Genomic DNA, 25,747 nt, shown 5'->3' with positions numbered 1-25,747 from the left:
CTCAGTAAGGGAGCCTCCGCCCATGGCCCGATCGCTCGACGGTGTCGTTCTCGCCCCTGTCGCCGACCAGGCGCCGGGGCAGGTGGGCACCCGCACCCGGTTCGTCTACCACGAGAGGAACGGGGAGATCTGGGCCGAGTACGCGGGCGGCGATGTGGTACGGGGCCACCTCGTGGGTACCCGTGAGGGTGACCGTCTCGACTTCCGGTACGTGCAGCTGGGGCGTGCCGGCGGCACCTCGTCGGGCCACTGCGTCTCCCGCGTGGTGGAGCTGCCCGACGGGCGGCTGCGCCTGGAGGAGACCTGGGAGTGGGAGTCGCAGGCGGGCAACGGTACGAGCACGGTGGAGGAGGTCGCCCGGGTGGAGCATTCGCCGGCGGCGGACGAGCAGGTGTGGAACAGCTCACTGAGCACGTCCGCTGACTGACGAATTGTCAGGTGTCTATGGTGATCAGGTGAGCGAGCAGACGCAGGCGCAGGAGCGTACGAAGCGGCGGGTCGTCGTCGTGGGCGCGGGCATGGCCGGTGTCCAGACCGCGGTCGCCCTGCGCGAACAGGGCTTCACCGGCACCGTCACCCTCATCGGTGCGGAGCCCCATCAGCCGTACGACCGGCCGCCGCTGTCCAAGGCCGTGCTGCTCGGCAAGTCCGAGGGTTCGGCCTTCGACGTCGACTTCGAGGCGCTGGACATCGAGCTCCAGCTCGGCTGCGAGGCGCTCGGCGTCCGCCCGGCCGACCACGAACTGGACACCGAGGCGGGGCCGGTCCGGTACGACGTCCTGGTCATCGCGACCGGCGCGGAACCGATCCGGCTGCCCGGCGCCGAAGGGGTGCCCGGCGTCCACCTGCTGCGCACCCTCGACGACGCGGAACGGCTGCGTCCCGTCCTCGCCCGGCAGCACGACATCGTGGTCGTCGGGGCCGGCTGGATCGGCGCCGAGTTCGCCACGGCGGCGCGCGAGGCCGGCTGCAGGGTGACGGTCGTGGAGGCCGCCGACCGCCCCCTCGCCGGGGCGCTGCCCGCCGAGGTGGCCGCGCCGATGGCCGCCTGGTACGCGGACAGCGGGGCCGAGCTGCGCACCCACGCGCGCGTGGAGCGTGTCGAGCCCGGTGCCGTGGTGCTGGACGACGGCTCCCGGGTGCCCGCGGGCGCCGTGGTCGTGGGTGTCGGCGCCCGCCCGGCCACGGCGTGGCTGGCCGGATCCGGCATCGAGCTGGGCGCCCATCGCGAGATCCTGGCCGACGACCACCTGCGCACCTCCCTGCCGGACGTCTACGCGGTCGGCGACTGCGCCTCGTTCCCGTCGGGCCGGTACGAGGACCGCCTGCTGGTCCACCACTGGGACAACGCCCTCCAGGGCCCGCGCACGGTCGCCGCGAACATCATCGGCGAGGCCCCCGCCGCCTACGACCCGGTCCCGTACTTCTGGTCCGAGCAGTTCGGCCGCTTCGTCCAGTACGTCGGGCACCACGCCCCCGACGACACGACCGTCTGGCGCGGCGACCCGTCCGGAGCCGCCTGGACAGTTTGCTGGCTCCGCGACACCCGCCTGGTGGCCCTCCTGGCGGTGGGCCGCCCGAGGGATCTCGCCCAGGGCCGCAGGCTGATCGAGGCGGGCGCCGAGATGAGTCCGGCGCTCCTGGCGGATCCGGCGAGGCCCCTGAAGTCGGCGACCGCCTAGCCGGGCGGCCGCACCTGGGGCCGGCGGAGGCACCGGGGCGGAGGTCTTGGGGCGGCGGTCTTGGGTGGGGCACGGCGGCCGAGCCCGGGCCTTCCGGCGGAGTGCCCGGACGCAGGGCGACACCCGGCGTGCGGCGGGTCACCGGCGGTGCCGCAGGCGCGGGAGCCCGGGGCCGAACGGCGTGCGCGGAGCAGCGGCGGAGCCGGACGCGGCGCGCGCCCGGACGGTGCCCGGGTACCGAGTGTCAGTCCGGGATGGCAGGCTTGTCCCGTGACCGAGATTGACGCAAAGATCGATGCTCTCGTCCCCGCCTGGCTCACCCTCCCCGACATTGCCGAACAGCTCGGCGTCGAGGTGACCCGCGTGCGGCAGCTGGTCAAGGAGGGCCAGCTGATCGCCGTACGCCGTGGTGAGAACCGCGCGCTGCACGTCCCCGCCGCCTTCATCGACGGGGACAAAGTGGTCAAGGGCCTGTCCGGCACCCTGACGCTGCTGCGGGACGACGGCTTCACCGACGAAGAGATGCTGGAGTGGCTCTTCACTCCCGACCCGACCCTGCCGGGTACCCCCGCGCAGGCCCTGAGCGAGAATCGCGGCACGGAGGTGAAGCGCCGCGCCCAGGCGCTCGCCGTCTGACCTGAACCGACCGTCCGGCGTACGGACCGCGGACCGCCAGCCCCTGGCCCCGTGGTCCGTACGCACCGACCACGGGGGACACTCGCATGCCCGAGAACGCCGCGACCACCGCGCGCGCCCAGCTCGCCGACGCCCGTCTCTACCTCTGCACGGACGCCCGCAAGCGCCAGGGCGACCTCGCCGAGTTCCTCGACGCGGCCCTGGCGGGCGGCGTCGACATCGTGCAGCTGCGTGACAAGGGCATGGAGGCGGCCGAGGAACTGGAGCACCTCCAGGTCTTCGCGGAGGCCTGCGCCCGGCACGGCAAGCTCCTCGCGGTCAACGACCGGGCCGATGTCGCCCACGCCGCCCGTGCCGACGTGCTCCACCTGGGGCAGGGTGACCTCCCGGTCCCGGCGGCCCGCGCCGTCCTCGGCGACGACGTGCTGATAGGCCGCTCCACGCACGCCGAGTCCGAGGCTTCGGCCGCCGCCGTCCAGGAGGGCGTGGACTACTTCTGCACCGGCCCCTGCTGGCCGACGCCCACCAAGCCCGGCCGCCACGCACCTGGCCTCGACCTGGTCAGGCACACGGCGGCGCTGGGCACCGACCGCCCCTGGTTCGCCATCGGCGGCATCGACCTCGGCAACCTCGACGAGGTGCTCGACGCGGGCGCTCGCCGGGTCGTCGTGGTCCGGGCGATCACCGAGGCGGACGACCCGGGCGCGGCGGCGGGGGAGTTCGCGAAGCGACTGCGCGGCGCGTAGGCGCGAGCGTCCGGCAGAGCTTCGTCCGGAGTTCCAGCGGCCGGGACGCCGTCCCGCGTTCCGGCCGTGCCGGGGAGCCGTCCCGCGTCCCGTTCGCGGCACGGTCCGCGGGCGCTGTCCGCGGGATCTGTCCGAGGGGTGGACAAGAAATCGACAGATCGGACAATTTGCGTCGGTCCGGTTGGGGGACCGGCGCCCCCTGGCTAACCTGCCGGTATGGCCCTCGGATCTGCCTCCACCAGGACTGATCGCGCACGCACCGTGCGCGACATGCTCGCGACCGGCAAGACGACGTACTCGTTCGAGTTCTCCGCGCCGAAGACTCCCAAGGGCGAGCGGAACCTGTGGAACGCGCTCCGCCGGGTCGAGGCCGTCGCGCCCGACTTCGTTTCCGTGACTTACGGGGCGGGCGGCTCCACGCGTGCGGGCACCGTCAAGGAGACCCAGCAGATCGTCGTCGACACGACGCTCACCCCGGTCGCCCACCTCACCGCCGTCAACCACTCCGTCGCCGAACTGCGCAACATCATCGGCCAGTACGCCGACGCCGGGATCCGCAACATGCTCGCCGTGCGGGGCGACCCGCCGGGCGACCCCATGGGGGCGTGGGTGCCGCACCCCAAGGGCCTGACCTACGCGGCCGAACTCGTCCGGCTCATCAAGGAGTCGGGGGACTTCTGCGTCGGCGTCGCGGCCTTCCCGGAGATGCACCCGCGGTCCAGCGACTGGGACCTGGACGTCGGCCACTTCGTCGACAAGTGCCGCGCCGGCGCCGACTACGCCATCACGCAGATGTTCTTCCACCCGGAGTCGTATCTGCGTCTGCGCGACCGCGTGGCCGAGGCGGGCTGCGCGACACCCGTCATTCCCGAGGTCATGCCGGTCACGAGTGTGAAGATGCTGGAGCGACTCCCGAAGCTCAGCAACGCCGTATTCCCGGACGCCCTGAAAGAGCGGATCCTCACAGCCAAAGACGATCCGGCGGCTGTACGCTCCATTGGCATCGAGTTCGCAACGGAGTTCTGCGCGAGGCTGTTGGCCGAGGGAGTCCCCGGACTGCACTTCATTACGCTGAACAACTCCACGGCGACGCTGGAAATCTACGAGAATCTGGGTCTGCACCACCCACAGCAGGCCTAGACCGGTCGCACCCGCGTACGACACACTGCGTAGCGGCCACTGGGAGAGGGGCGTACATGGGCTGGACGGTCCTCTATTTCGCGTTCGGAGTGGTCGCGCTGTGGCTGCTCGGCGAGGTCCTGCTGCAGTACAAGGCGCGACTGCGCTACCGCCTGCTCGCCTTCGTCGGCTTCCTCGGTGTCGTCCTCGGTGTGCTGATGCCCTCGGTGGTGGTCATCGGGCTGGGCGCGGCCGCCTTCGCGGTCGGCCAGACCTACGTCACGCTGTCGTTCCGCCGCGGCTTCGCCCAGGGCTGGGCCCTCAACGGCCGTTCCGGTCCGGGCAGGCCCAGCAAGCGCCGTCGTGGCGAGCCGGAGTACCAGGACCCGACGCTCGAGGTCTCCGACCTCGAAGCCGCCGACGGCGCGGCCTACGCACACGGTGACGACTACGCGGGCGACGACGACGTCTTCTCGCCCGGCCAGCCCGACCGGTTCGCGCCGGCGGGGGCGAACGAGCCCTCGGCCGCCGAGTCCACCGCCGTGTACGAGCCGCAGCCCCTGCCCGAGGACACCGGCTCCTACGGCATCTACAGCGACAGCGCGTACGCCGCGGCCACCGACCAGTCCTACGGTGCCACCCCCCAGTCCCAGGACCAGCAGGCCTACGCCTACGACTACTCGGGCTACAACCAGCAGCAGTACTCCTACGACAACGGCCAGCAGCAGTACGCCGCGTACTCCGACCCGTACATCGGCACGCAGACCTACAGCGGCGCCGGGTACGACACCACGTACGGCGGGCAGCAGCAGTACCCGCAGCAGGGGTACGGCCAGGACCAGTACGCCGGCACCGGCACCTACGGCGGCGAGACCCCGGCGGGAGGCGTCTGGGTGCCGCAGCAGCGCAGCACCGACGACCCGTACGGCGGCGAACTCCCACCCGAGCAGCCGTATCCCTACCAGGGCGACGGCAACGGCACGGGCTCCGGCAACGGGTACGACGAGCAGTACCGGTACTGACCGCGGCCGGTGCCGCCCGTCCGCACCGGCTCTCGGACCGTCCGGTCCCGGTCCCCCGACCGGCCCCCGGAACCGCTCACTGCGACCCGCGGAACTCCGGTCCCTCCACGATCAGTCCGGCCACCAACGCTCCTGACATGCCGGCATGCGGAAGGCCGCCGCCGGGGTGCGCCCAGCCGCCCGCCGCGAACAGACCGGGCATGCGCGTGCCGTTCGACGGGTGCAGCAGCCGGCCGTCCGCGGCGGCGAGCGCCGGGGCGGGAACCGCGCCGCCTGCCGCGCCCGTCTCGTCCGCGATGTCCGCCGGGGTGCGGACCTCGTGCCACAGGAGCCGCTCGCGCAGGCCGGGCAGCGCGCGCCCGGCGGCGCCGAGAACCCGCTCCACGTCCGCGTCGGACACCGAGAAGCCCGACGGCACGGTGACCGACAGGGTCACCGCCTCGTGCTCCGCGTCCGGGACCGTCGCCGGGTCGTCGGGGCGCGTGACCACGACGGTGGGCGAGGCCGGCAGCCCCGGGCGCTCGCCGAACAGGCGGTCCAACTCGTCGTCACGGTCGGCCGAGTGGACCACCGTCCGGTGCGCCACCCGCTCGGGCCGTCCGCCGCGCAGCGCCAGCAGCACGGTCAGCCTGCTCGGTGCCCCGCTCTGCGGCGGGACCTCACCGTCCCCCCGGACCGCCGTCTGCGGGACGAGGTCCCGCAGCACGCCGGGCGCCACACCCGCGACCACGAAGTCGGCCTCCTCCACGGCGCCGGCCGTGAGCTCCACACCCGCCGCCCGGCCGTCCTTCTCGACGATCCGTGCGACGTCCGCCCCGAAGCGGAACGCGACCTTGCGGGCGAGGCACCGCTCGTACACCGCGCGGGCCAGTTCCCGCAGGCCGCCGCGGACGTACCAGGTGCCGAAGGCGTGCTCCATGTACGGCAGCACGGCGGCGCTCGCCGGTGCCACGCGCGGATCGAGCCCGTACGCCAGGGCGTGGCTCTCCAGAAGGGCCGCGAGGCGCGGTTCACGCAGCTCCCAGGCGCCGACCTCGGCGAGGGTGGCGGCCCGGCGGGTGCGCAGCAGCTTCTTGTGCGGGACCGAGGGATAGGGCTCCTGCTCGGCGAGCACCGGCCAGTTGGGCCACAGCGGCTCCTCCAGGAGCGGTCTGCGCGTGCGGTCCCATGCCTCGCGGGCCCGTACCAGGAAGTCGCCCCAGCGCCCGCCCGTGCCCGCCCCGAGCGCTTCGTCCAGCGCGGAGACGACCCCCGCGCGGGAGGCGTTCGGCAGGGACACCTCCGTGCCGTCCGCGAAGAGGTGCCGGGCCGAGGGGTCGACCTGGACCAGGCCGACGCACTCCTCCAGTGGCTGCTTCCCTGTCTTGACGAACAGGTCGCGGTGGACCGCGGGCAGCGGGAGCAGCGTCGGGCCGGTGTCGAACGTGAAGCCGTCGCGCTCGACGCGGCGCAGCGCACCGCCGTACGTCGCCGTGCGCTCGTACACCACCACCCGGTGGCCCGCGACGGCCAGCCGGGCGGCCGCCGCCATCGCGCCCATCCCGGCGCCGATCACCGCAATCCGTGCCATGCCAGGGACTTTATCGGCCGCCTCGGACAGTCCCTTCCGCGGGCGCTCAGTCGGGGGGCCGCTCGACCCGCGCCGCGAGCCGTCTCTCCTCCCGCCGCTGGGCGCGGCGCCGTAGGAACCGGCGGATCCGCGAGAGGAGGAAGAACAGCACGACGAGTCCGGCCACGAGCAGGACGGCCGCGATGATCGCCGCAGCCAGCGGGTGGAACATCGCGAACGTGACGATGGCGCCGACCCCGAGGTCCTCGGCCAGGCTGATGACCATGTTGCTGAGGGGTTCCGGGGAGGTGTTCACCGCCATCCGGGTGCCGGCCTTGACCGTGTGGCTGGCCAGCGCCGTCGAACCGCCGATCAGGCCCGCCACCACGTCCGAGAGCGAACCGCTCTGCCCCGCGAGCAGCGCGCCGATCCAGGCGCCGGCGACCGGCCGTACCACCGTGTGCACCGAGTCCCACGCCGAGTCCACGTACGGGATCTTGTCGGCGACGGCCTCGCACAGGAACAGCGCGCCCGCCACCGCGAGCACCTCGGGGCGCTGCATCGACTCGGGGACGTCGTCGGTGAGACCGGTCGCGCCGAAGACGCCCAGGAGCAGCACCACCGCGTACGCGTTGATGCCGCTGGCCCAGCCGCTGGTGAAGACCAGGGGGAGTACCGACACGGACGCGATCGTAACCAGTGGCGGACGGCACGGCCTGGGCATGAGTGCGTACGACTGAGTACACGTACTCAGTGAGTGAGATGAGTACGCGCGCGGATGGGGCCCGACCAGCGCGAACGAGAGAGTGGAGACACGGAGAGGGGCGCGGCTCCGGTACCGCCGACACGGGGCGGCGGAACGGCTCTCGCGCCCTTGGCCGCTCCTTCCGCCGACCTGGTCGGCGGGAGTGAGGCACGGGGGGACCCGGGGGACGACCGGAGCGGGGCCCGACGGGGGAGCACGGGGGAGTACGGCGAGGCGCCGGTTCGATCGGCCCGCGGGGGACGCGGCCGAACGGACCGGCGCTCTCGCCTGTCCCGCTCCGTTGTGCTCCCGCCCTCAGCGGCCGCCGCTCACGCGCCCCTGGAGCAGCCGGGACAGCGCCGCGTGCACGTCGTCCAGCGAGCGCTCCGGCTGGAAGGCCTGCCAGTCCAGAGCGGCCACGAGGACCATGCCGACCAGCGCCGCCGCCGTCAGCGGGATGTCGATCTCGTCGCTGAGCTCGCCGCCCGCCACGCCCTCGCGCAGGACGTCCTCGACGACCGCGACGGCCTCCTGCCTGACCACCATCAAGGTGGACTGCCAGGCACGGTTCGTGCGCCACAGCTCCGCCACGTACAGCTGGGTGAAGGCCGGATACCGGTCGATGAAGACGAGCCCCGCGCGGATCATCGCGTCCAGTGCGTCGACCTTGCTGCCGCCGTCGCGCGCGGTCTTCTCGGCCGCCTCCCGCAAGGAGGCGGTGAGCAGGCCCACGCCGTGCCGCAGCAACTCCTCGAAGAGGACCGACTTGCTCGCGAAGTTGTAGTAGACCGTGCCCTTGGCGACCCCGGCGCGCTCGGCGATCTCGTCCACCGTGGTGGCGGAGAAGCCCTGTTCGGCGATCAGGGTGACGGCGGCCTCGTAGAGCTTCTGCCGGGTCGCCTCGCGACGGCCGCCGCCGCCCGCCGTGGTGCTGCTGCTTTCCATGGCCACGATTGTCACAGGACCGGTGGCGGGCGTGGTCACAGGCTCAGCTCCGGGTGCAGCCGGTCGAGGGTCCACACCTGCTTGCGGCGCGCCGACAGGGCGGTGAGCGCGAGGGCCCCCACGGTGAACGCCACCAGGACGGCGCACGCCTGCCAGACGGGGCCCAGGCCCCCGCCGGTGATGAGCCTCCTGAGGGCCTCGACGACGTAACTCATCGGCAGGAAGGGATGGATCGCACTGAAGAAGCGCGGGCTGGTCTGGACGGGGTACGTGCCGCCCGCCGACGTCAACTGGAGCATCAGGAAGGCGAGGACGAGGATCCGTCCCGCCGCGCCGAAGCGCGCGTTCAGCCACTGGACGAGCGCGGCGAAACACGCCGTCACGAGGAACAGGAAGCCCACCGTCCCGGCCGCCCGCGCCATCTCCAGGCCGATCGCCCAGTGCAGCACGGACATCAGGGCCGCCGTCTGGAGCACTCCCACCGCGGCCACCGGGAGCCAGCCCGCCAACGCGACGCGCCAGGCCGAGGCGCCCACCGCGAGCGCGCGCCGGTTCAGCGGCGGGATCAGCATGTACGCGACCATCGCGCCCACCCAGAGGGACAGCGGGATGAAGTACGGAGCGAAGCCGGTGCCGTAGTTGGGCGCCTTGTGCAGGTCTTGGGAGGCGAGCCGCACAGGGTCCGCCATGACCTGGGTGCGCCGGTCGCGGTCGGACCTGTCGTAGTCCGGGATCTGCTCGGCGCCGTCGTGCAGCCCGCCGGCGAGCTTGCCGGAGCCGCCGACGAGCTTGTACATGCCCCCGTCGAGGTCGCTCGCGCCCGTCTTGAGCGCCCCCATGCCCGTGTCGAGGTCGCGCGCCCCGGCCTTCGCCGTGCCGAGCCCGGTGTGCAGCCGCTTGGCACCCTTGGCGACCTTCGAAGCACCCTCGTTGAGTTTGTTGATCTTGGAGACGGCGTCGGTCAGGTCCTCGGAGAGGTGCGGCGACCGGTCGGCGAGCGCCTGTGCCTGCTTCTCCAGGGTGGCCAGGTTCTTGTCGAGCTCGTCGAGATCGCCGTCCTGGTCGTCGATCAGCGTGTTCAGGTCGTCGGCCACCTCGGCCACGTCCGCCGCGGCCGTCTTGGCCTTCTTCAGGTCGCCGCACGCGAGGTCGGGGACGACCGGTGTCTCGCAGCGTGCCTTGTAGACGGCCTCCAGCGCGGTGGAGGCCGCGTGCGCACCCTTGGCCGCGCCCGGGGCCCGCTCCACGAGGTCGTCGAGGTTGTGCCGGATGCCGGACGCCGAGTCGGCGACGAGCTGGGCCGTGTCGCCGATCGACTTCTCGTTGTCCTTCAGGAACGGCCCCACCTTGCCGGCGACCCCGTTGACCCGGTCGGCCAGCGTCTGCGTGCCGTCCGCGACCTGCCGCGACCCGTCCTCCAGGTCACCCGCGCCCTTGTCGAGCTTCTTCAGGCCGCCGGACAGCTTCCCGCTGCCCTTCTTGGCCTCCGCAAGACCGTCCGCGAGGTCCTTGGAGCCCTTCTTCGCCTTGCCGATCCCGCCCTTGAGCCGGTCGGCCCCGTCGGCGGCCTTCTCCGTCGCCCCGTGGATGTCCGAGAAGGAGATGAAGATCTTGTCCAGGAACGACCGTGACGCCTTGGTGGACGCGGCGGTGCGCACCTCGCTGAACACGGTCCGGGAGATCTGCCCGACGATGTAGTTGTTCGCGTCGTTGGTCCGCACCTGGAGCGCGCCCGTCTCGGGCGACGCACCGGAGCTGGAGGCGATGCGCGCACTGAAGTCGTCCGGCATCGTCAGGGACAGGTAGTACGTGCCGTCCTCGACGCCCCGGCGGGCCTCCGCGGCGCTCACCTCGTGCCACTCGAAGGTGTCGCTGTCACGCAGCCCCTTGGTGATGTCGTCGCCCGCCGTGACCTTCCTGCCCGCGGCCGTCGCCCCCTTGTCGTCGTTCACGAGGGCCACGGGGATGCGGTCCAGGCGGCCGTACGGGTCCCAGAACGACCACAGGTAGAGGGCGCCGTACAGGAGAGGCAGCAGGAGGAGGGCCACCAGCGCGGCCCGGGGGAGCTTGCCGCGTCCGAAGCGCCGGAGCTCAAGAGCGGCCAGTTTCGGCGAGCGCATCGGCCGTCTCCTCGTCGTCGGGGGTGTTCTTGCCGGGGGTGCCGTCGCCGGTGGCCGGGGTGTTCTCGGCCGGGGTGACGTCCCGGGTGGCCGGGGTGTTCTCGGCGGGACTGCTGTCCCCGGTGGCGGTGGCGGTGGCGGTGGCGGTGGCGGTGTCGGCGGTGCTGTCCGTGGGCGTGGTGGCGTCTCCGGGCGTGGCGGCGACCGCGGCGGTGGTGGCGTCCGCGGGCCTGGCACCGTCCTCGGCGGCCGGCTCCTGCCCGCCGCGCGGTCGCGTCGGGACGACGACGGCACCTTCGGGAGCCTCGCTGCACACGGCCACCACGGTGGTGCCCGAGTCGGCGATCGACCTCAACAGGGCCCACACCTCGGCCCGTTCGGAGTCCGAGAGCTTGAGATCGGTGTCGTCGACGCCGAGCAGGCGGGGGCGGCCGATCAGGGCCAGCGCTATCGACAGCCGCAGGGACTCGAGCCGCTCCAGGTCCCGCACGGCGGTCCGGGAGCCCTTGGGCAGCGACTCCCGGTCGAGTCCGGCGGCGGCCAGCGCGGTGTCGATCCGCAGCTTCCCCTCGGCCGCCCTCCCGGCGGTCCGCGCCTGCCCGCCGGCGGAGCGCGCCCCGTTGGACCACGATCGCAGCAACCCGCTCAGGGGGCCGCCGAACCGCCGCTCCAGCAGCGCCCGTTCGCGCAGGTGCTCCCCGACGGTCAGCGCCGGGTCCAGGTCGGTGACACCGGGCACGTGCGCGAGTCCGCTCGTGCGGCGCACGGCGGCCATCTGCTTCGGCAGTCTCGACGAACCCACGCGGGCCGTCCCCTCGGTGGGCCTCATCCGGCCCGTGAGCGCGAGCAGCAGGCAGGTGCGGCCGGAGCCCGAGGGCCCCTCGATCGCGATCAGCGAGCCGGGCTCCGCGTCGACGCGGACCCCGCCGAACACCCGGCCGCGCGGTCCTTCGAGCCCGAAGTCCTCGGCCGTGACGCCCAGTCCGTGCGGACCGTCCACAGCTTCCCCATCCCTGGAACTACTTTTGAACTGACTGGTCAGTGCAAAAAGTATCCCGAACCTTCGATCGAAGCAAAAGCCCTGGTCAGATCGGATTGTCAGTGGCATACCTCACGATGGGCACATACGGCCACAGTGCCGTCACACAGACGACAGGAGGTTCGTCATGGCCAGCTCTTCCGCAGCCGCCGCCCGCCGGCGCCGCGCCACCGGCCCTGCCCCCTCACTGACCGGCCCGGCGAGCGACGTGCACCCCGTGCTGCGCCGGGCCACGGCCCCGCCCGCCGCCCTCGATCTGCTCGCCCAGGCCCGCGCCGGACTCGACGAGGCGACCGCGCTGGAAACGCCCAACGAGCGCTATGCGACGGCCCACTTGGCCGCGCTGCGCACCGCTGCCGCAGTCCTCGCCGCACGCGGACGCCCGGAGACCACCCCCCGGCGCAGGGCGCGCATCCGCAGCGCCTGGGAGGTACTCCCCGAGATCGCGCCCGAACTGACCGAGTGGAGCGCGCTGTTCGCCTCCGGCGCCACCCGCCGCGCCCGCGCCGAGGCCGGCATCCAAGGCGCCGCCACCACCCGCGACGCCGACGATCTGATACGCGACGTCGCGATGTTCCTGCGCCTCGTGGAGCGCATGCTCGTCCTGCAACCCGTCCTGCCCCAGCCCCGGCAGCAGAGGGAGGAGGACGGCGAGGTCCCGGACGCGGGCTGACCCGCACCGCGGCCACGCCCCGCGACCGGCATGTGACGGCACCGCCCTGGTGATCCGCCGTGTGAGCCGGAGGGTCGGCGACGCCCGTGGAGGCAATAGGGTGGAGACGCCTGTGACCTCCCCGCCGGGAGGGCCCCGATCGCTCCGCCGCGCAAGAGGCGGTGCCGCGCCGAGGAGTCAACTGCCGTGCCGGACCCGATGCGCCCCCGCGCTTCTCTCCGTACCGCCGTGGTCTGGGAGGTCCTCAAGGACGCCCTCGACCGCCGGGTCAAGGCCACCGGGCGGGAGTCCCTCGACGTGCTCGACACCGGCGGCGGCAGCGGCAATTTCGCGGTGCCCGTGGCCCGCCTCGGCCACCGCGTCACCGTCGTCGACCCCAGCCCGAACGCGCTGTTCGCGCTGGAGCGCCGGGCCGCCGAGGCCGGTGTCGCCGACCGGGTGCAGGGGGTCCAGGGCGACGCGCACGGCCTCTTCGACGTGGTCGGCCGCGGAGGGTACGACGCCGTGCTGTGCCACGGGGTTCTGGAGTACGTGGACGACCCCGCCGAGGGCGTGCGCAACGTGGTGGACGCGCTGCGCCCCGAGGGCGTCCTCAGCCTTCTCGCCGCGGGCCTGGGCGGAGCCGTGCTGGCCCGCGCCCTCGCCGGTCACTTCAAGGAGGCCAAGCAGGCGCTCGAGGACCCGGACGGACGCTGGGGCGAGGGCGACCCCGTACCGCACCGCTTCACCGCCGAGCAGCTCACCGCACTCGTCGAGGGCGCGGGCCTGCGGGTCGGAGCCGTGCACGGTGTGCGGGTGTTCGCGGACCTGGTGCCGGGTGTCCTCGTGGACACCGAGCCGGGTGCGCTGGAGGCCCTGCTGAAGCTGGAGGCGGCGGCCGCGGAACTCGCCGCGTTCCACTCCGTGGCCACACAGCTCCATGTGCTCGGTGAGGCGCGAGGGGCCTCCGAGAGCTGAGCGGCCTCCTGTGACGCAGCCCTGATCAGGGGCTTGGCGGCAGATGGAGTACGCCACAGACCCCCCGATCGGGTGCTCGGCGCCGTATGATCGAGGGAGACCGTCCGGCATGACGGACCGTTCGCTGGGGAATGCACGCCTCAGCGAGTCGGGGTGCCATGGCGGGTTCCGGTTGGCGAATTGGCGTAGAGGGGCGGGTTTCACGGGGGCGATTCCCTGCCTATCCTGAAGGGGACCCCCGGGTCGCCCCGGCGACTGCACGATGAGGAGGACTCCGTGCCGCTCTCGGAGCACGAGCAGCGAATGCTCGAGCAGATGGAGCGAGCGCTGTACGCCGAAGATCCCAAGTTCGCGACAGCGCTTGAGGGAAGCGGGCTGCGTACGTACACCCGGCGACGGGTCTACCAGGCGGTCGCGGGCTTCCTGGTGGGTATCGCGCTCCTCATGGCCGGAATGGTCGCTCAGCTGATCTGGGTAAGCGTGGTCGGCTTCCTCGTCATGCTGGGGTGCGCGGTGCTTGCCGTCACCGGTTGGCGCAAGGCCCCCAAGCCGGGCGAACAGTCGGCGGCCACGGGTTCACCCGCTGCCCGTCGCCAGGGCCGACAGCGCCGCTCCATGATGGATCGCATCGAACAACGCTGGCAGCGCCGCCGCGACGAGCAGGGTCACTGACCCTCCGGGCGGACAAGCAGACATCGCGTGAGGGGGTGTCCACCGACGAGGTGGACACCCCCTCACGCACGCCCTGAAACCCGGGACGGCGGACTCCACCACGACCGGCATCCCGCACGGCCGCCCCCGGCCCGCCCACTTGCGGAAGTACGACCGAGAACTTCGCAACTCGGGAGCCCCGGCCTCGCGGCCCGGCGGCCCCGATGTGCGGTGCGTGGAGAGCGTGCGCCATGCGTCCCCGGTGGCCATGCGTCCGGGGTGAGGTACCCGGCGGACGCCGTCCGTACCTCCCGCGCCGGCCCCGCGCGGCAGACGTGGCGGTACTTGCCCGCCCTGCGCGGCAGACACGGCGGTACTGCCCGCCTCGCGCGGCAGACGCCGTCCGCACCTCCTGGGCCCGCGCCGCCCAGCACACGCCAGCGGCACTGGCCGCCCTGCCCGGCAGACGTCGTCCCGCGCCCGCGCCGCCCCCGCCGATCCGCCGAGGCGTTCCCGGCCCGGCGCGGCCCGATACATGTGTGGCCCCACTCCTGACGACGGGAGCGGGGCCAGACGACGTGCTGCCGAGCGTCAGCCGCTCTGTCCGGAGGGACGGCCCGGCAGACGGCGCAGCAGCGTCTCCCGGCGGCCCGCGAGACCAGCCCTGAGGGTCGACCAGCGGGCCGAGAAGGCCCAGGCGACCCGGACCGCCGAGCGGGGCGCGAGGAGAGCGCGGAGCCGGGCCGGACGGCTCGCGGAGGCGCGGAGGGCGTCAGCGATCAGGCGCGCGTCGTTCCCCAGGCCGGCCACCGGACGAGGACGGGGCGCGTAGAGGACCTGCTCCACGGCCGCCGCCAGCCGGTGCACCGATTCCGAGGCCTCCTCGTCGAGGCTCCCGAGACGGACGATGCGCGCGGCCGCCTTGCGCGGGGTCTGCGAGTCGTCCGGTGCGATCCCGTAGTCCCACGCCGTGTCGGTGGCCTCCTGCCAGGCACCCAGCGTGAAGGCCGCCGCGTCCGCCTCCGTGCGGCCGTGCCCGCCGAGCCGCACGGCCCGTAGGCGTAGTCGCCACAGCATCGGCAGCAGCGGCACACCCAGGACCAGGAGCCCGGCCAGCGTCAACCCGAGGATCTTGAACCAGGGCCAGTTGTCCTCGTGGGAGCCCACCGCCGCGAGGGACGACTCGCTCGGGCAGGCCTCCAGCTTCCGCTGCTGGGCCGAGCAGCTCTCGCTCGCCGACGGTGCGCTGGAGGGCGCCGCGGACGACGACAGCGTGGGCTTCGGGACGGCCGGAACATCGGTGCCGGGTGTGTCCGCCTGGGTGTACTCCGGGACCGTGCCGCGGTTCGGCGTCGGCTCGAAGCGGGTCCAGCCGACGCCCTCGAAGTACAGCTCGGGCCAGGCGTGTGCGTCCCGCAGCCCGACCGACATCGAGCCGTCCGCCTGCGGGGAGCCGGGTGTGAAGCCCACCGCCACGCGGGCCGGTATGCCGAGGGTCCTGGCCATCGCGGCCATCGCGAAGGAGAAGTGGACGCAGAAGCCCTCCTTGTCCTTCAGGAAGCGGGCGATCGCGGCGGACCCCGTGCCGACCTGCACCTGGGTGTCGTAGCGGAAATTGCCGCTGACGGCGAAGTAGTCCTGGAGCTTGACCGCCTGCTCGTAGTGGTTCGTCGAGCCCTCGGTGACCTGGCGGGCCGTCCTCGCCACCACGGCGGGCAGCGACTCGGGAACCCGGGTGAACTCGCGCTTCAGGGCGCCCGGTGGCTCCGGCGCGTCCGCGAGCTGCTCCGCCGTCGGCTGCACGACCAGACTCGTGACCTGATACTGCGCGCCCCGGGTGTTCTGCCCGTGGTCCCCGACGAGGGTGCGGCCCACGGGCTCGTACCGCCAGCGGCCGCTGATGTCGACCTTGCTGACGGGGTACGGCATGGGCAGCCAGTCCTGCGCGTACCAGTCGGCGGCCGAGATGCGGGTCTGGATCGAGGCCCGCCGGATGTCGCCGCCAAGACCGATCGGCGTCGGGAAGGTGTCGGGCACGTCCTGGATGTGGCGCTGGGCCGGCTTCCAGGCCGTGCCGTCGAAGTCGTCCAGGGAGACGATCCGCAGATACAGGTCCTGGGTGTCCTCGGTGTTGGTGCGATAGGACAGGACCTGGCGGTCCTGGTCCACGTTCAGGCTGTCGCGGAGGGAGACCAGGGGATTGACGGCGGAGATCGTGCCGCCGCCACCGGTGCCCGTGCCCACACCCGTCCCCGCGGCGTCCAGCAGACCGCCGTCCAGGGCCGGCAGGCCGAGGGGTACCACCAGGGCGATGCCCAGCGCCACCGCGCCGATGCGGCGGCCGGTGCGGACGGGCGCGACGGCGCCGCTCGCGGAGTCCGGGCCCGGGACACGGGGTGCCCCGCCGAAGACGCGTCCCCACTGAGAGAGCCGGTCACGGCCTTCGGCGAGCAGCAGCATCAGGTAGCCCGCGGACGCCAGGACGAACCACAGCCACGCGGCGCCGCCGCCGGCGAGGCCCGCGGCGACCGAGTACAGCGCGAGCAGCGGAAGCCCTGCCGGTGCCGCGCTGCGGTACGTCGCGGCGAGGGCGTCGACCGCGAGCCCGATCACCAGGACGCCGCCGACCAGCATCAGCCGGATGCCGTCGGACAGCGGCGCCGGGATCGAATACCGGCTGACGTCGTCGCTGCCCGCCTGGAGCAGGTCGCCGAAGTGCTGGAAGACGTCGGGCCCCGGAACGATCCCGGCGAGGGCCTCCTGCCGGGCGAAGGCCAGGGTCAGCAGCGCCAGCGTCACCAGTGCCTGCACCGCCACGGTCAGCGGCCGGGCCAGCGGGACCCGCCGGGTCAGCGCGCCCACCGCGGTCTGCACCGCCAGCAGGAACGCCGCCTGGAAGATCCAGGTCGCCGGGTCGACCAGCGGCAGCAGGGCGCAGGAGGCCATCAGTGTGGCCGCGGCCGCGCACAGTGCCAGTCGCGCTCGCCCGCTCATGAGCCACCACCCCCCGCTGTACTCCCCGTCGACGCCACATGCGTGCGCTGACGGTCCGCCTCCCGCCACAGGTCGGCCAGTTGGGCGCCGCGCGGCACCGTCACCGCGGTCCACCCCGCCTCGCGCAGCATGCGCAGCCGGTCCTCACCCCTGTCCAACGGCCCGGCCACATCGGTCGGTTCCCGCCCCCAGGACTCGCTGTCCAGCAGGAAGGCGACCGCCCCGCCGCTGCGCTGACGCATCCTGCCGAGCACGCCGGCCTGTTCCTCGTCCAGATCGCCGAGGAAGGCGATCAGCAGTCCTTCGTTCCCCCCGCGCAGCACGTCGTAGGCGCGGGACAGGCCCGTGCCGTCCGAGTGGTCGATGACCGCGAGGGTGTCCATCATCATCCCGGCCGCGTCCGCCGACTCCTGGCTGGCGCCCGCGAAACCGTCGGCGCCCTCGCCGGGCACCGAGCTGCCGGTGTCGGTCAACAGCCTCACCGAAAAGCCCCGTTCGAGCATGTGGACCAAGGCGGAGGCGGTGCCGGAGACGGCCCACTCGAAAGCCGAGTCGGGGCCCGCGCCCTGGAAGGCGACGCCGCGGGTGTCGAGCAGCACCGTGCAACGGGAGCGCTGGGGCTGTTCCTCGCGACGGACCATCAACTCGCCGTAGCGCGCGGTCAGCCGCCAGTGCACCCGGCGCAGATCGTCGCCGTAGCGATAGCCGCGCGGGATGATGTCGTCCTCGCCCGCCAGGGCCAGCGAGCGCTGCCGTCCGTCGCCGTACCCCTTCGCCTCACCGGTCAGGCGGACCGGCGGCAGAGCCTCCACGCGCGGGATGACCGTCAGGGTGTCGTACGTCGAGAAGGAGCGGGTCAGCTCGCACATCCCGAACGGATCCGTGAGCCGCAGTTGCAGTGGACCCAGCGGATAGCGGCCACGAAGGTCCGAGCGCACGCGGTAGGACACCTCGCGGCGGCCTCCCGCCTCCACCCGGTCCAGGACGAACCGGGGCCGCGGCCCGAGCACGTACGGCACCCGGTCCTGGAGCATCAGCAGTCCGGTGGGCAGCCGCGAGACGTTGTCCATCCGCAGATGGACCCGGGCCTCGGAACCCGCGGGCACCCTGCCGGGGGAGAGCCGACGGCTTCCCGCGACGCGGTAGCGGGTGCGGTACAGCACGGTGGCGCACACCAGCGGGAGGACCGCGAGGAGCAGTCCGACCCGGAGCAGATCGCTCTGCCCCAGGACGTACGCGCAGATCGCGGCGGCGACGCCGGCGGCCAGGAAGGAGCGTCCGCGGGTCGTGAGCCCGGCGAGCGCCGTGCGCAGCCCGCCCTTGTCCTCCTCGGCGGCGGGCCCCGTCCCCCCTTGCGTCATCACAGCCTCCGCGGCGGCTGCTGGCCGTAGGCGGGCGCGCCCCGGCCCATCGTGAAGCCGGCCTGCTGCTGGGGAGCCGCGGGCACGGGGATGCGCTGCAGGATCTCCAGGACGACCTGCTCGGAGGTGCGGCGGTTCAACTGCGCCTGGGCCGTGGGCAGCAGGCGGTGGGCCAGGACCGCCACGGCGAGCGCCTGGACGTCGTCCGGCAGCGCGAACTCCCGGCCGCTCAGAGCGGCGGACGCCTTCGCCGCGCGCAGCAGGTGCAGCGTGGCACGCGGCGAGGCGCCGAGTCTGAGGTCCGGGTGCGTACGCGTGGCCGCGACCAGGTCCACGGCGTACCGCCGCACCGAATCGGCGACGTGGACGGCGCGGACGGCGTCGATCAGCTTCACGATCTCGTGCGCGTGGGCGACCGGCTGGAGGTCGTCCAACGGGTTCACCCCGCCGTGGATGTCGAGCATCTGCAGCTCGGCGTCCGCGCTGGGGTAGCCGATGGAGACGCGGGCCATGAAGCGGTCGCGCTGGGCCTCGGGCAGCGGGTACGTGCCCTCCATCTCGACCGGGTTCTGCGTGGCCACCACCATGAAGGGGCTGGGCAGTTCGTAGGTCTGGCCGTCGATGGTGACCTGCCGCTCCTCCATCGACTCCAGGAGCGCGGACTGCGTCTTGGGCGAGGCGCGGTTGATCTCGTCGCCGATCACGATCTGCGCGAAGATCGCTCCGGGCTTGAACTCGAAGTCCCGGCGCTGCTGGTCCCAGATGGACACACCCGTGATGTCCGAGGGCAGCAGGTCTGGCGTGAACTGGATACGCCTGACCGAGCAGTCGATGGACCGCGCCAGCGCCTTGGCGAGCATGGTCTTGCCGACGCCCGGGACATCCTCGATGAGGAGGTGCCCCTCGGCGAGCAGTACGGTCAGCGAAAGCCGTACGACCTCAGGCTTGCCCTCGATCACTCCTTCCACCGAACTGCGGACGCGCTCCACAGTGGCGGTCAGATCCGTAAGGCTCGCTCGATCGTCATAGGTCGTCACCCGGCCCTCCTCGGCCCGTTCTCGGGCCGACGCCCTGTGCGGACCGGCCCACCCCGAAACACGGACACCACGCGTGAAAAGTTCCGCGTGACGCCACACCCGCATTCTTGTTGCCGTTACCGGTTCGTGTCACTCGCCTGTGGATAACTGGCCGCGATATGTCAGGTCTTGCGGCTCTTTGGGCGCCGGGGAGGCAGGGTGTTTCCGTGCGGAGAGCGTCCCACGGGCCGCCGGCGGACGGCGACCCGGGTCAGGACGTGAGCCGGGGCGAGGCGGAGCGAAGCCGGCGAACCGGGTCCCGGCGCGGCCGGGACCGAGGCCGTCAGGCGGGGTCGATCTCGCGCAGCAGGCCGGTCTTCACGTCGAAGACGAAGCCCCGCACGTCGTCGGTGTGCAGCAGGAACGGCGAGGTGCGCACGCGCTGCATCGACTGCCGCACGTCCTGGTCGACGTCGCGGAACGACTCGACCGCCCAGGCGGGGCGCTGCCCGACCTCCATCTCCAGGTCGTGCCGGAATTCCTCGGTGAGGGACTCCAGGCCACAGCCGGTGTGGTGGATGAGGACCACGCTGCGGGTGCCGAGCGCCCGCTGGCTGATGGTGAGGGAGCGGATCACGTCGTCGGTGACGACTCCGCCCGCGTTGCGGATGGTGTGACAGTCGCCGAGCGCCAGGCCGAGTGCGGCGTGCAGGTCGAGGCGGGCGTCCATGCAGGCGACCACCGCCACGTGCAGCACCGGACGGGCGTCCATCCCGGGGTCGGTGAAAGCGTCGGCGTAGAGATGGTTCGCGTCGACGAGGCGGTCGGTCACGGTGCCGGAAGTGACTATGGCGCCTTCGGGCTCGGTGGGAACGGATGCAGAAGTCGTCATACCTATGACGGTACTGGTCACGTAGGGCGTGGTCTTGTTGTGAGAGTGGACAAAGAACGTCATCGTGGCTTGTTGTGACGTAACCCACACGGGCGGTGTCGGTGCGCCCGTCAGGGTGATAAGGGCGTATTTGCGGCTTCGGCGGGAGCGGGGTCCGCGACGCGCAGGCCGGTTGATTGACCGCGAGACACCGTGGACTAAAGTGACGCGAAGCGGGAGGCGAGGCTCTCCCTGCTGGACTTGTATCCCCCGGAGACCCGGCGATTTTCCGGCGTCTCCCCGCGTGCGCGGCGCGTACGTACGGCTCGGCCTCCTCCCGCTCCCGGTCGGCTGACGCCACTCACCGGCGCCAGCAGGCCTCCCCTTCTCGAGCGGGCGGGGACCCGGCGGTGCGTACGGCCGCGCCGGACCTGAGAGGGCCCCTTGAGCCAGAGTCGACATGTCCCGGTGATGCTCCAGCGGTGCCTGGACATGCTGGCCCCGGCCCTCGGTGAGCCGGGAGCCGTCGTCGTCGACTGCACCCTGGGACTCGGCGGCCACAGCGAGGCCCTGCTCACGCAGTTCCCCGAGGCCCGCCTGGTGGCCCTGGACCGCGACAAGGAAGCCCTGCGCCTGTCCGGGGAGCGGCTCGCCCCCTTCGGCGACCGCGCCACCCTGGTGCACGCCGTCTACGACGAGCTCCCCGAGGTGCTCGACCGACTCGGCATCCCGCGCGTCCAGGGCGTGCTGTTCGACCTCGGTGTGTCGTCCATGCAGCTCGACGAGGCGGACCGCGGGTTCGCGTACGCGCAGGACGCCCCGCTCGACATGCGCATGGACCAGACGACCGGGATGAGCGCGGCCGAGGTGCTCAACACCTACCCGCCGGGTGAGCTGGTGCGGATCCTGCGGGCGTACGGCGAGGAGAAGCAGGCCAAGCGGATCGTGTCCGCGATCGTGCGTGAACGCGAGAAGGAGCCCTTCAGCAACAGCGCACGGCTCGTCGAACTGATCCGCGACGCACTGCCCCAGGCCGCCAAGCGCACCGGCGGCAACCCCGCCAAGCGCACCTTCCAGGCGCTGCGCATCGAGGTCAACGGCGAGCTGAGCGTCCTGGAGAGGGCGATCCCCGCCGCCGTGGGGGCGCTCGCCGTCGGCGGCCGTATCGCGGTGCTCTCGTACCACTCGCTGGAGGACCGGCTGGTCAAGCAGGTGTTCGCGGCCGGCGCCGCCTCCACCGCGCCACCCGGGCTGCCGGTCGTCCCCGAGCGCTACCAGCCCCGGCTCAAGCTGCTCACCCGCGGTGCCGAACTTCCCACCGAGGAAGAGGTCGCCGAGAACCGGCGAGCGGCTCCCGCCCGGCTGCGGGGGGCGCAACGCATTCGCGAGGACGCCGAGTGAGGCGCGGCGAGAGGGAGGGCGCGTGAGCCGAAAACCGGAGCTCAGGGGGCGGGCCGCCCGGCTCGCCCGACTGCTGCCCGCGGGGGCCGGCCAGGCCGCCCGCACCCCTTTCGTGCTGCTCGTCGTCGTGCTGCTCGGCGGCGGCCTCATCGGGCTCCTCGTGCTGAACTCCGCGCTCAGCGAAGGGGCGTTCCGGCTCGACGATCTCCAGAGGGACACCAAGAGCCTCACGGACGAGGAGCAGGCCCTCCAACGGGACGTGGACGCCTACTCCGCCCCCGACGCCCTCCAGCGCCGCGCCCGTGAACTCGGCATGGTCCCCGGCGGGGACCCGGCCTTCCTCAACCCCGACGGCACCGTCAAGGGCGTCCCCGGGGGGCCCGCCCAGCAGTCCTCCGCGCGGGCCCCGATGATCCCGGCGCCCGAGGTGCTCGCACCGCAGCCCCGCCGGAGCCCGGCCCCGGCGTCCACCGCGCAGCCGTCCGTGACCGCCCCCTCCCGTCAGGCCCCCGCCCCGTCCACGCAGTCCCCCACGACCCCCGGCAGGTGACGGAAGTGTCCGACAGGGAACCGCCGCGACGCCGCGTGCCCGGCCCCGCCAGGCCCGTACCCGGCGGCCGGCGCCGTCCGGGACCCGGCGCGCGCCCCGTACGCCGACCGGGCGCCGGGCGCCCCCAGGCCCCGAGCGTCATCCGGCTCGGCAGCCCCCGTCCCCGCCTGCGCATGGTCAGCCTCGCGCTGACCCTGGTGATGGTCGCCTTCGTCGTACGGCTGCTCCAGGTGCAGGCGGTGGACGCCAGCGCCTACGCCGCGAAGGCCGAGCAGAACCGCTACGTGGGGCGCACGCTGGCCGCAGAGCGGGGCGGCATCACCGACCGCAACGGCGTCGAGCTCGCGACCAGCGTGGACGCGTACGACATCACGGCCGACCCGACGATGTTCACGCGGGAGGCGACGAAGGCCGATGACGCGCCCGAGCAGGCCGCCGCGCTGCTCGGGCCCATCCTCGACCAGGACATGGACAGCGTCGCCAAGAAGCTGCGGACGAAGAACACCCGCTACGTCCTGCTCGCGCACCGCCAGACCCCGCAGGTGTGGAAGCAGATCAAGGACCTGAAGTCGACGCTCGGCACCAAGGCGGAGACCGACACGAACACGGTCAACGTCCTCGCCGGCGTCCTGGCCGTGCCCGCCAGCAAGCGCGTGTACCCGAACGGCGACCTCGCCGCCGGGATACTGGGCTGGGTCAACGCCGACGGCAAGGGCGGCGGTGGCGTCGAGCAGGCGCTGAACAAGCAGCTCGCCGGCAAGGACGGAAAGATCCGCTACGCGCAGTCCGGCGGCCGGCAGGTGCCGACCGTGGGCTCCACCGAGACGCCCGCCGTGGCCGGCTCCGACATCGAGCTGACCATCGACCGGGACATCCAGTGGGCCGCGCAGAACGCGATCACCGAGCAGGTGAAGAAGTCCAGGGCCGACCGCGGTTACGTGATAGTGCAGGACACCCGGACCGGTGAGATCCTCGCGATGGCGAACTCGCCCGGCTTCGACCCGAACGACCTCTCCCAGGCCAACTCGGCGGCCATGGGCAACGCGGCCCTCCAGGACGCGTTCGAGCCCGGCTCCACCGCCAAGCTCATGTCGATGGCGGCCGTCCTGGAGGAGAACGCCGCCACACCCGAGACCCACGTGGTCGTGCCGAACCGGCTGCACCGCGGCGACCGGCTCTTCCAGGACGACATCGACCACTCGACCTGGTACCTGACGCTCAACGGCGTCCTCGCCAAGTCCAGCAACATCGGCACCATTCTGGCGACCGGGCAGCTGGGCAAGACGCAGAAGGAGGCCAATCGGGTCCTGTACTCGTATCTGCGCAAGTTCGGCATCGGCAGCCACACCGGGCTGGACTTCCCCGGCGAGACGGCAGGCATCCTCGCCCGCCCCGACGCCTGGTCGACCTCGCAGCAGTACACGATTCCTTTCGGCCAGGGCGTGTCGATCAACGCGATGCAGGCGGCCTCCGTCTACTCGACGATCGCCAACGGCGGCGTCCGCGTGGAGCCGACCCTGGTGCGCGGCACGAAGGGACCCGACGGCCGCTTCACCCCGGCCGCCGAGCCCAGGAAGACAAGGGTCGTGAGCGAGAAGACGGCGAAGACCCTCGCCCAGATGCTGGAGTCCGTCGTGGACGACGAGCAGGGCACCGGCAACAAGGCGCGCATTCCCGGCTACCGGGTCGCGGGCAAGACGGGTACGGCCAACCGCGTGGATCCGGCCACCGGCAAGTACCACGGATACACCTCCTCGTTCGCCGGATTCGCACCCGCGGACAAGCCGCGCGTCACCGTGTACTGCGCGATCCAGAACGCCACCAAGGGCAGCTACTTCGGCGGCCAGATCTGCGGACCCATCTACAAGCAGGTCATGGAATTCGCGCTGAAGACCCTCCAGGTCCCGCCCACCGGGGCCCAGCCCGCCCGACTGCCCGTCTCCTTCTCGCCGTGATCCAATCCGACCGCACGCCCTGATCGGCCCCACGCACAACGGACCAGGAACCAGCCCGTGACAACGATCACCCCCGCTCCCGGGAACCAGTCCCCGCCGAACCCCTCACTTCGCTCCGGCGGGGGTGCGCCCGGTACGCTCACCGCCGTGCCACATGCTGATCAGTCCCAAACCACCCAGAAGGGCGTTCCTGTGACATATCCGGGGCCGCCCCGACCGGTTCACGTCTCCGCCACACCCCTCGCGGAGCTCGCCGATCAGCTGGGGACCACCGCCCCGGCGTCGACCGCGGAGGTCACGGGCATCACCCATGACTCCCGCGCCGTACGCCCGGGAGACCTGTACGCCGCGCTGCCCGGCGCCCGCCTGCACGGCGCCGACTTCGTGCCCCAGGCCGCCGGCCTCGGCGCCGTCGCCGTGCTGACCGACCCGACCGGCGCCGAGCGAGCCGCGGCCACGGGTCTGCCGGTGCTCGTCGTCGACGACCCGCGCGGACGGATGGGCGAACTGGCGGCCACCATCTACGGCCACCCCGGGCGCGAGCTGCTCCAGATCGGGATCACCGGCACGTCCGGCAAGACCACGACGGCGTACCTCGTCGAGGGCGGTCTGAAGACGGTCCGCAGCACCGGCCTGATCGGCACGGTAGAGATGCGCATCGGCGACGAGCGCATCAAGTCCGAGCGCACCACCCCCGAAGCCACCGACCTCCAGGCGCTGTTCGCGGTGATGCGCGAGCGCGGTGTCGAGGCGGTCGCGATGGAGGTCTCCAGCCACGCGCTGGTCCTCGGGCGCGTCGACGGCTGCGTCTTCGACATCGCCGTCTTCAACAACCTGAGCCCGGAACACATGGAGTTCCACTCCGACATGGAGGACTACTTCCGGGCCAAGGCGCAGCTGTTCACGCCGAAACGCAGCAAACTCGGCGTCGTCAACCTCGACGACGAGTACGGGCGCAGGCTGGCCAAGGAGGCCACCGTCCCGGTCGTCACCTTCTCCGCCGAGGGCCACCCCGACGCCGACTGGCGCGCCGAGGGCGTCGAAGTCGGGCCCATGGACTCGACGTTCACCGCCGTCGGCCCCAAGGGCGAGCGGATCACCGCCAGGTCGCCGCTCGCGGGCCCCTTCAACGTGGCGAACACCCTCGCCGCCGTCGTCGCCCTCGCCGTCGCGGGGATCGACCCGCAGGACGCCGCGGACGGCGTCGCCGCGGTGCCGGGCGTACCGGGCCGCCTGGAGCGGGTGGACGCCGGCCAGCCCTACCTCGCCGTCGTCGACTACGCCCACAAGACGGACGCGGTCGAGTCCGTCCTGCGCGCCCTGCGCAAGGTCACCACCGGTCACCTGCACGTCGTGCTCGGCTGCGGCGGCGACCGCGACAAGACCAAGCGGATGCCGATGGGCGCGGCCGCGGCCCGGCTCGCCGACACCGCCGTACTGACCTCCGACAACCCCCGCTCCGAGGACCCCCTCGCGATCCTCGCCACGATGCTCGCGGGCGCCGCCGAGGTGCCGGCGCACGAGCGCGGCGAGGTCCAGGTCTTCGAGGACCGCGCCGCCGCCATCGCCGCCGCGGTCGCCCGTGCGCAGCCGGGCGACACCGTGCTGGTCGCGGGCAAGGGCCACGAGCAGGGCCAGGACATCGCCGGGGTGGTCCGTCCGTTCGACGACCGCCAGGTGCTTCGCGAAGCTATCCAGCAGACCCAGGGATGAAC

The 25,747-nt window shown here is 72.6% G+C and carries 22 protein-coding genes; 13 read left to right on the top strand and 9 right to left on the bottom strand.

Going from position 1 to position 25,747, the window contains the following annotated elements; translation table 11 throughout:
* The first annotated feature begins 22 nt into the window (after positions 1 to 22).
* From BKI49_RS09320 to BKI49_RS09295, 6 genes are all read left to right on the top strand, one after another.
* Entirely contained in the window at positions 23 to 427 is a 405-nt protein-coding gene (locus BKI49_RS09320) for an avidin-fold protein (protein WP_095933729.1), read from the top strand.
* Positions 428 to 455: 28 nt separating this feature from the next.
* On the top strand, positions 456 to 1,682 hold the full coding sequence (locus tag BKI49_RS09315; RefSeq protein WP_095933728.1) for an NAD(P)/FAD-dependent oxidoreductase: 1,227 nt from the start codon (positions 456 to 458) through the stop codon (positions 1,680 to 1,682).
* A 270-nt stretch (positions 1,683 to 1,952) separates the two neighbouring features.
* Positions 1,953 to 2,318: an Rv2175c family DNA-binding protein gene (locus tag BKI49_RS09310; protein ID WP_028803215.1), complete on the top strand. Its 366-nt coding sequence runs from the start codon at positions 1,953 to 1,955 to the stop codon at positions 2,316 to 2,318.
* A gap of 86 nt (positions 2,319 to 2,404) precedes the next feature.
* On the top strand, positions 2,405 to 3,064 hold the full coding sequence (thiE, locus tag BKI49_RS09305; protein WP_095933727.1) for a thiamine phosphate synthase: 660 nt from the start codon (positions 2,405 to 2,407) through the stop codon (positions 3,062 to 3,064).
* A 216-nt stretch (positions 3,065 to 3,280) separates the two neighbouring features.
* Entirely contained in the window at positions 3,281 to 4,204 is a 924-nt protein-coding gene (gene metF / locus BKI49_RS09300; protein WP_095933726.1) for a methylenetetrahydrofolate reductase [NAD(P)H], read from the top strand.
* A 56-nt stretch (positions 4,205 to 4,260) separates the two neighbouring features.
* Complete coding sequence (locus BKI49_RS09295) at positions 4,261 to 5,205, top strand: SCO2102 family sporulation regulator (protein WP_095933725.1); 945 nt, start codon at positions 4,261 to 4,263, stop codon at positions 5,203 to 5,205.
* A 76-nt stretch (positions 5,206 to 5,281) separates the two neighbouring features.
* Here BKI49_RS09295 and BKI49_RS09290 read toward each other — a convergent pair whose 3' ends face one another.
* From BKI49_RS09290 to BKI49_RS09270, 5 genes are all read right to left on the bottom strand, one after another.
* Positions 5,282 to 6,775, bottom strand: coding sequence for a phytoene desaturase family protein (locus BKI49_RS09290; protein ID WP_095933724.1), 1,494 nt, complete (start codon positions 6,773 to 6,775; stop codon positions 5,282 to 5,284).
* 46 nt (positions 6,776 to 6,821) lie between these two features.
* Positions 6,822 to 7,436: a DUF4126 domain-containing protein gene (locus tag BKI49_RS09285; RefSeq protein ID WP_095933723.1), complete on the bottom strand. Its 615-nt coding sequence runs from the start codon at positions 7,434 to 7,436 to the stop codon at positions 6,822 to 6,824.
* A 378-nt stretch (positions 7,437 to 7,814) separates the two neighbouring features.
* Complete coding sequence (locus tag BKI49_RS09280; protein ID WP_095933772.1) at positions 7,815 to 8,444, bottom strand: TetR/AcrR family transcriptional regulator; 630 nt, start codon at positions 8,442 to 8,444, stop codon at positions 7,815 to 7,817.
* Between the two features lie 35 nt (positions 8,445 to 8,479).
* A complete protein-coding gene (locus BKI49_RS09275; RefSeq protein WP_095933722.1) occupies positions 8,480 to 10,564 on the bottom strand; it encodes a YhgE/Pip domain-containing protein in 2,085 nt (694 codons plus the stop codon).
* Complete coding sequence (locus tag BKI49_RS09270) at positions 10,536 to 11,564, bottom strand: ATP-binding cassette domain-containing protein (protein ID WP_257004671.1); 1,029 nt, start codon at positions 11,562 to 11,564, stop codon at positions 10,536 to 10,538. The genes BKI49_RS09275 and BKI49_RS09270 overlap by 29 nt, the downstream gene beginning before the upstream one ends.
* 166 nt (positions 11,565 to 11,730) lie before the next feature.
* Between BKI49_RS09270 and BKI49_RS09265 the strand changes: the two genes are divergently transcribed.
* The 3 genes from BKI49_RS09265 (at position 11,731) to BKI49_RS09255 (ending at position 13,905) form a co-directional block, all read left to right on the top strand.
* Positions 11,731 to 12,276, top strand: a complete 546-nt coding sequence (locus tag BKI49_RS09265; RefSeq protein WP_095933720.1) for an SAV_6107 family HEPN domain-containing protein — start codon at positions 11,731 to 11,733, stop codon at positions 12,274 to 12,276.
* 186 nt (positions 12,277 to 12,462) lie between these two features.
* Positions 12,463 to 13,233, top strand: coding sequence for a methyltransferase (locus BKI49_RS09260; protein WP_095933719.1), 771 nt, complete (start codon positions 12,463 to 12,465; stop codon positions 13,231 to 13,233).
* A 276-nt stretch (positions 13,234 to 13,509) separates the two neighbouring features.
* Entirely contained in the window at positions 13,510 to 13,905 is a 396-nt protein-coding gene (locus BKI49_RS09255) for a DUF3040 domain-containing protein (RefSeq protein ID WP_028803204.1), read from the top strand.
* A gap of 570 nt (positions 13,906 to 14,475) precedes the next feature.
* Here the strand turns inward: BKI49_RS09255 and BKI49_RS09250 are convergent.
* From BKI49_RS09250 to BKI49_RS09235, 4 genes are all read right to left on the bottom strand, one after another.
* Positions 14,476 to 16,878, bottom strand: coding sequence for a transglutaminase TgpA family protein (locus BKI49_RS09250; RefSeq protein ID WP_095933718.1), 2,403 nt, complete (start codon positions 16,876 to 16,878; stop codon positions 14,476 to 14,478).
* Positions 16,875 to 18,239: a DUF58 domain-containing protein gene (locus tag BKI49_RS09245; RefSeq protein ID WP_095933717.1), complete on the bottom strand. Its 1,365-nt coding sequence runs from the start codon at positions 18,237 to 18,239 to the stop codon at positions 16,875 to 16,877. The genes BKI49_RS09250 and BKI49_RS09245 overlap by 4 nt, the downstream gene beginning before the upstream one ends.
* Positions 18,239 to 19,276, bottom strand: a complete 1,038-nt coding sequence (locus BKI49_RS09240; RefSeq protein WP_095933716.1) for an AAA family ATPase — start codon at positions 19,274 to 19,276, stop codon at positions 18,239 to 18,241. The genes BKI49_RS09245 and BKI49_RS09240 overlap by 1 nt, the downstream gene beginning before the upstream one ends.
* A gap of 322 nt (positions 19,277 to 19,598) precedes the next feature.
* Positions 19,599 to 20,147, bottom strand: a complete 549-nt coding sequence (locus BKI49_RS09235) for a beta-class carbonic anhydrase (protein WP_095933715.1) — start codon at positions 20,145 to 20,147, stop codon at positions 19,599 to 19,601.
* A 423-nt stretch (positions 20,148 to 20,570) separates the two neighbouring features.
* Between BKI49_RS09235 and rsmH the strand changes: the two genes are divergently transcribed.
* The 4 genes from rsmH (at position 20,571) to BKI49_RS09215 (ending at position 25,745) form a co-directional block, all read left to right on the top strand.
* Positions 20,571 to 21,527 carry a 16S rRNA (cytosine(1402)-N(4))-methyltransferase RsmH gene (gene rsmH, locus BKI49_RS09230; protein WP_095933714.1) on the top strand — a complete coding sequence of 319 codons (957 nt, stop codon included), beginning with the start codon at positions 20,571 to 20,573 and terminating at the stop codon, positions 21,525 to 21,527.
* A 22-nt stretch (positions 21,528 to 21,549) separates the two neighbouring features.
* Positions 21,550 to 22,077, top strand: coding sequence for a cell division protein FtsL (locus BKI49_RS09225; protein WP_095933713.1), 528 nt, complete (start codon positions 21,550 to 21,552; stop codon positions 22,075 to 22,077).
* Positions 22,078 to 22,082: 5 nt separating this feature from the next.
* Positions 22,083 to 24,032, top strand: a complete 1,950-nt coding sequence (locus BKI49_RS09220) for a peptidoglycan D,D-transpeptidase FtsI family protein (protein WP_306453546.1) — start codon at positions 22,083 to 22,085, stop codon at positions 24,030 to 24,032.
* 192 nt (positions 24,033 to 24,224) lie between these two features.
* Positions 24,225 to 25,745, top strand: a complete 1,521-nt coding sequence (locus BKI49_RS09215) for a UDP-N-acetylmuramoyl-L-alanyl-D-glutamate--2,6-diaminopimelate ligase (protein ID WP_095933711.1) — start codon at positions 24,225 to 24,227, stop codon at positions 25,743 to 25,745.
* Positions 25,746 to 25,747 lie beyond the last annotated feature (2 nt).

Source organism: Streptomyces sp. Tue6028 (assembly GCF_002300165.1).
Lineage (GTDB): Bacteria > Actinomycetota > Actinomycetes > Streptomycetales > Streptomycetaceae > Streptomyces > Streptomyces siamensis.
The sequence above is the reverse complement of the archived record's forward strand: the minus strand, read 5'-3'. Positions and strand labels throughout refer to the sequence as shown.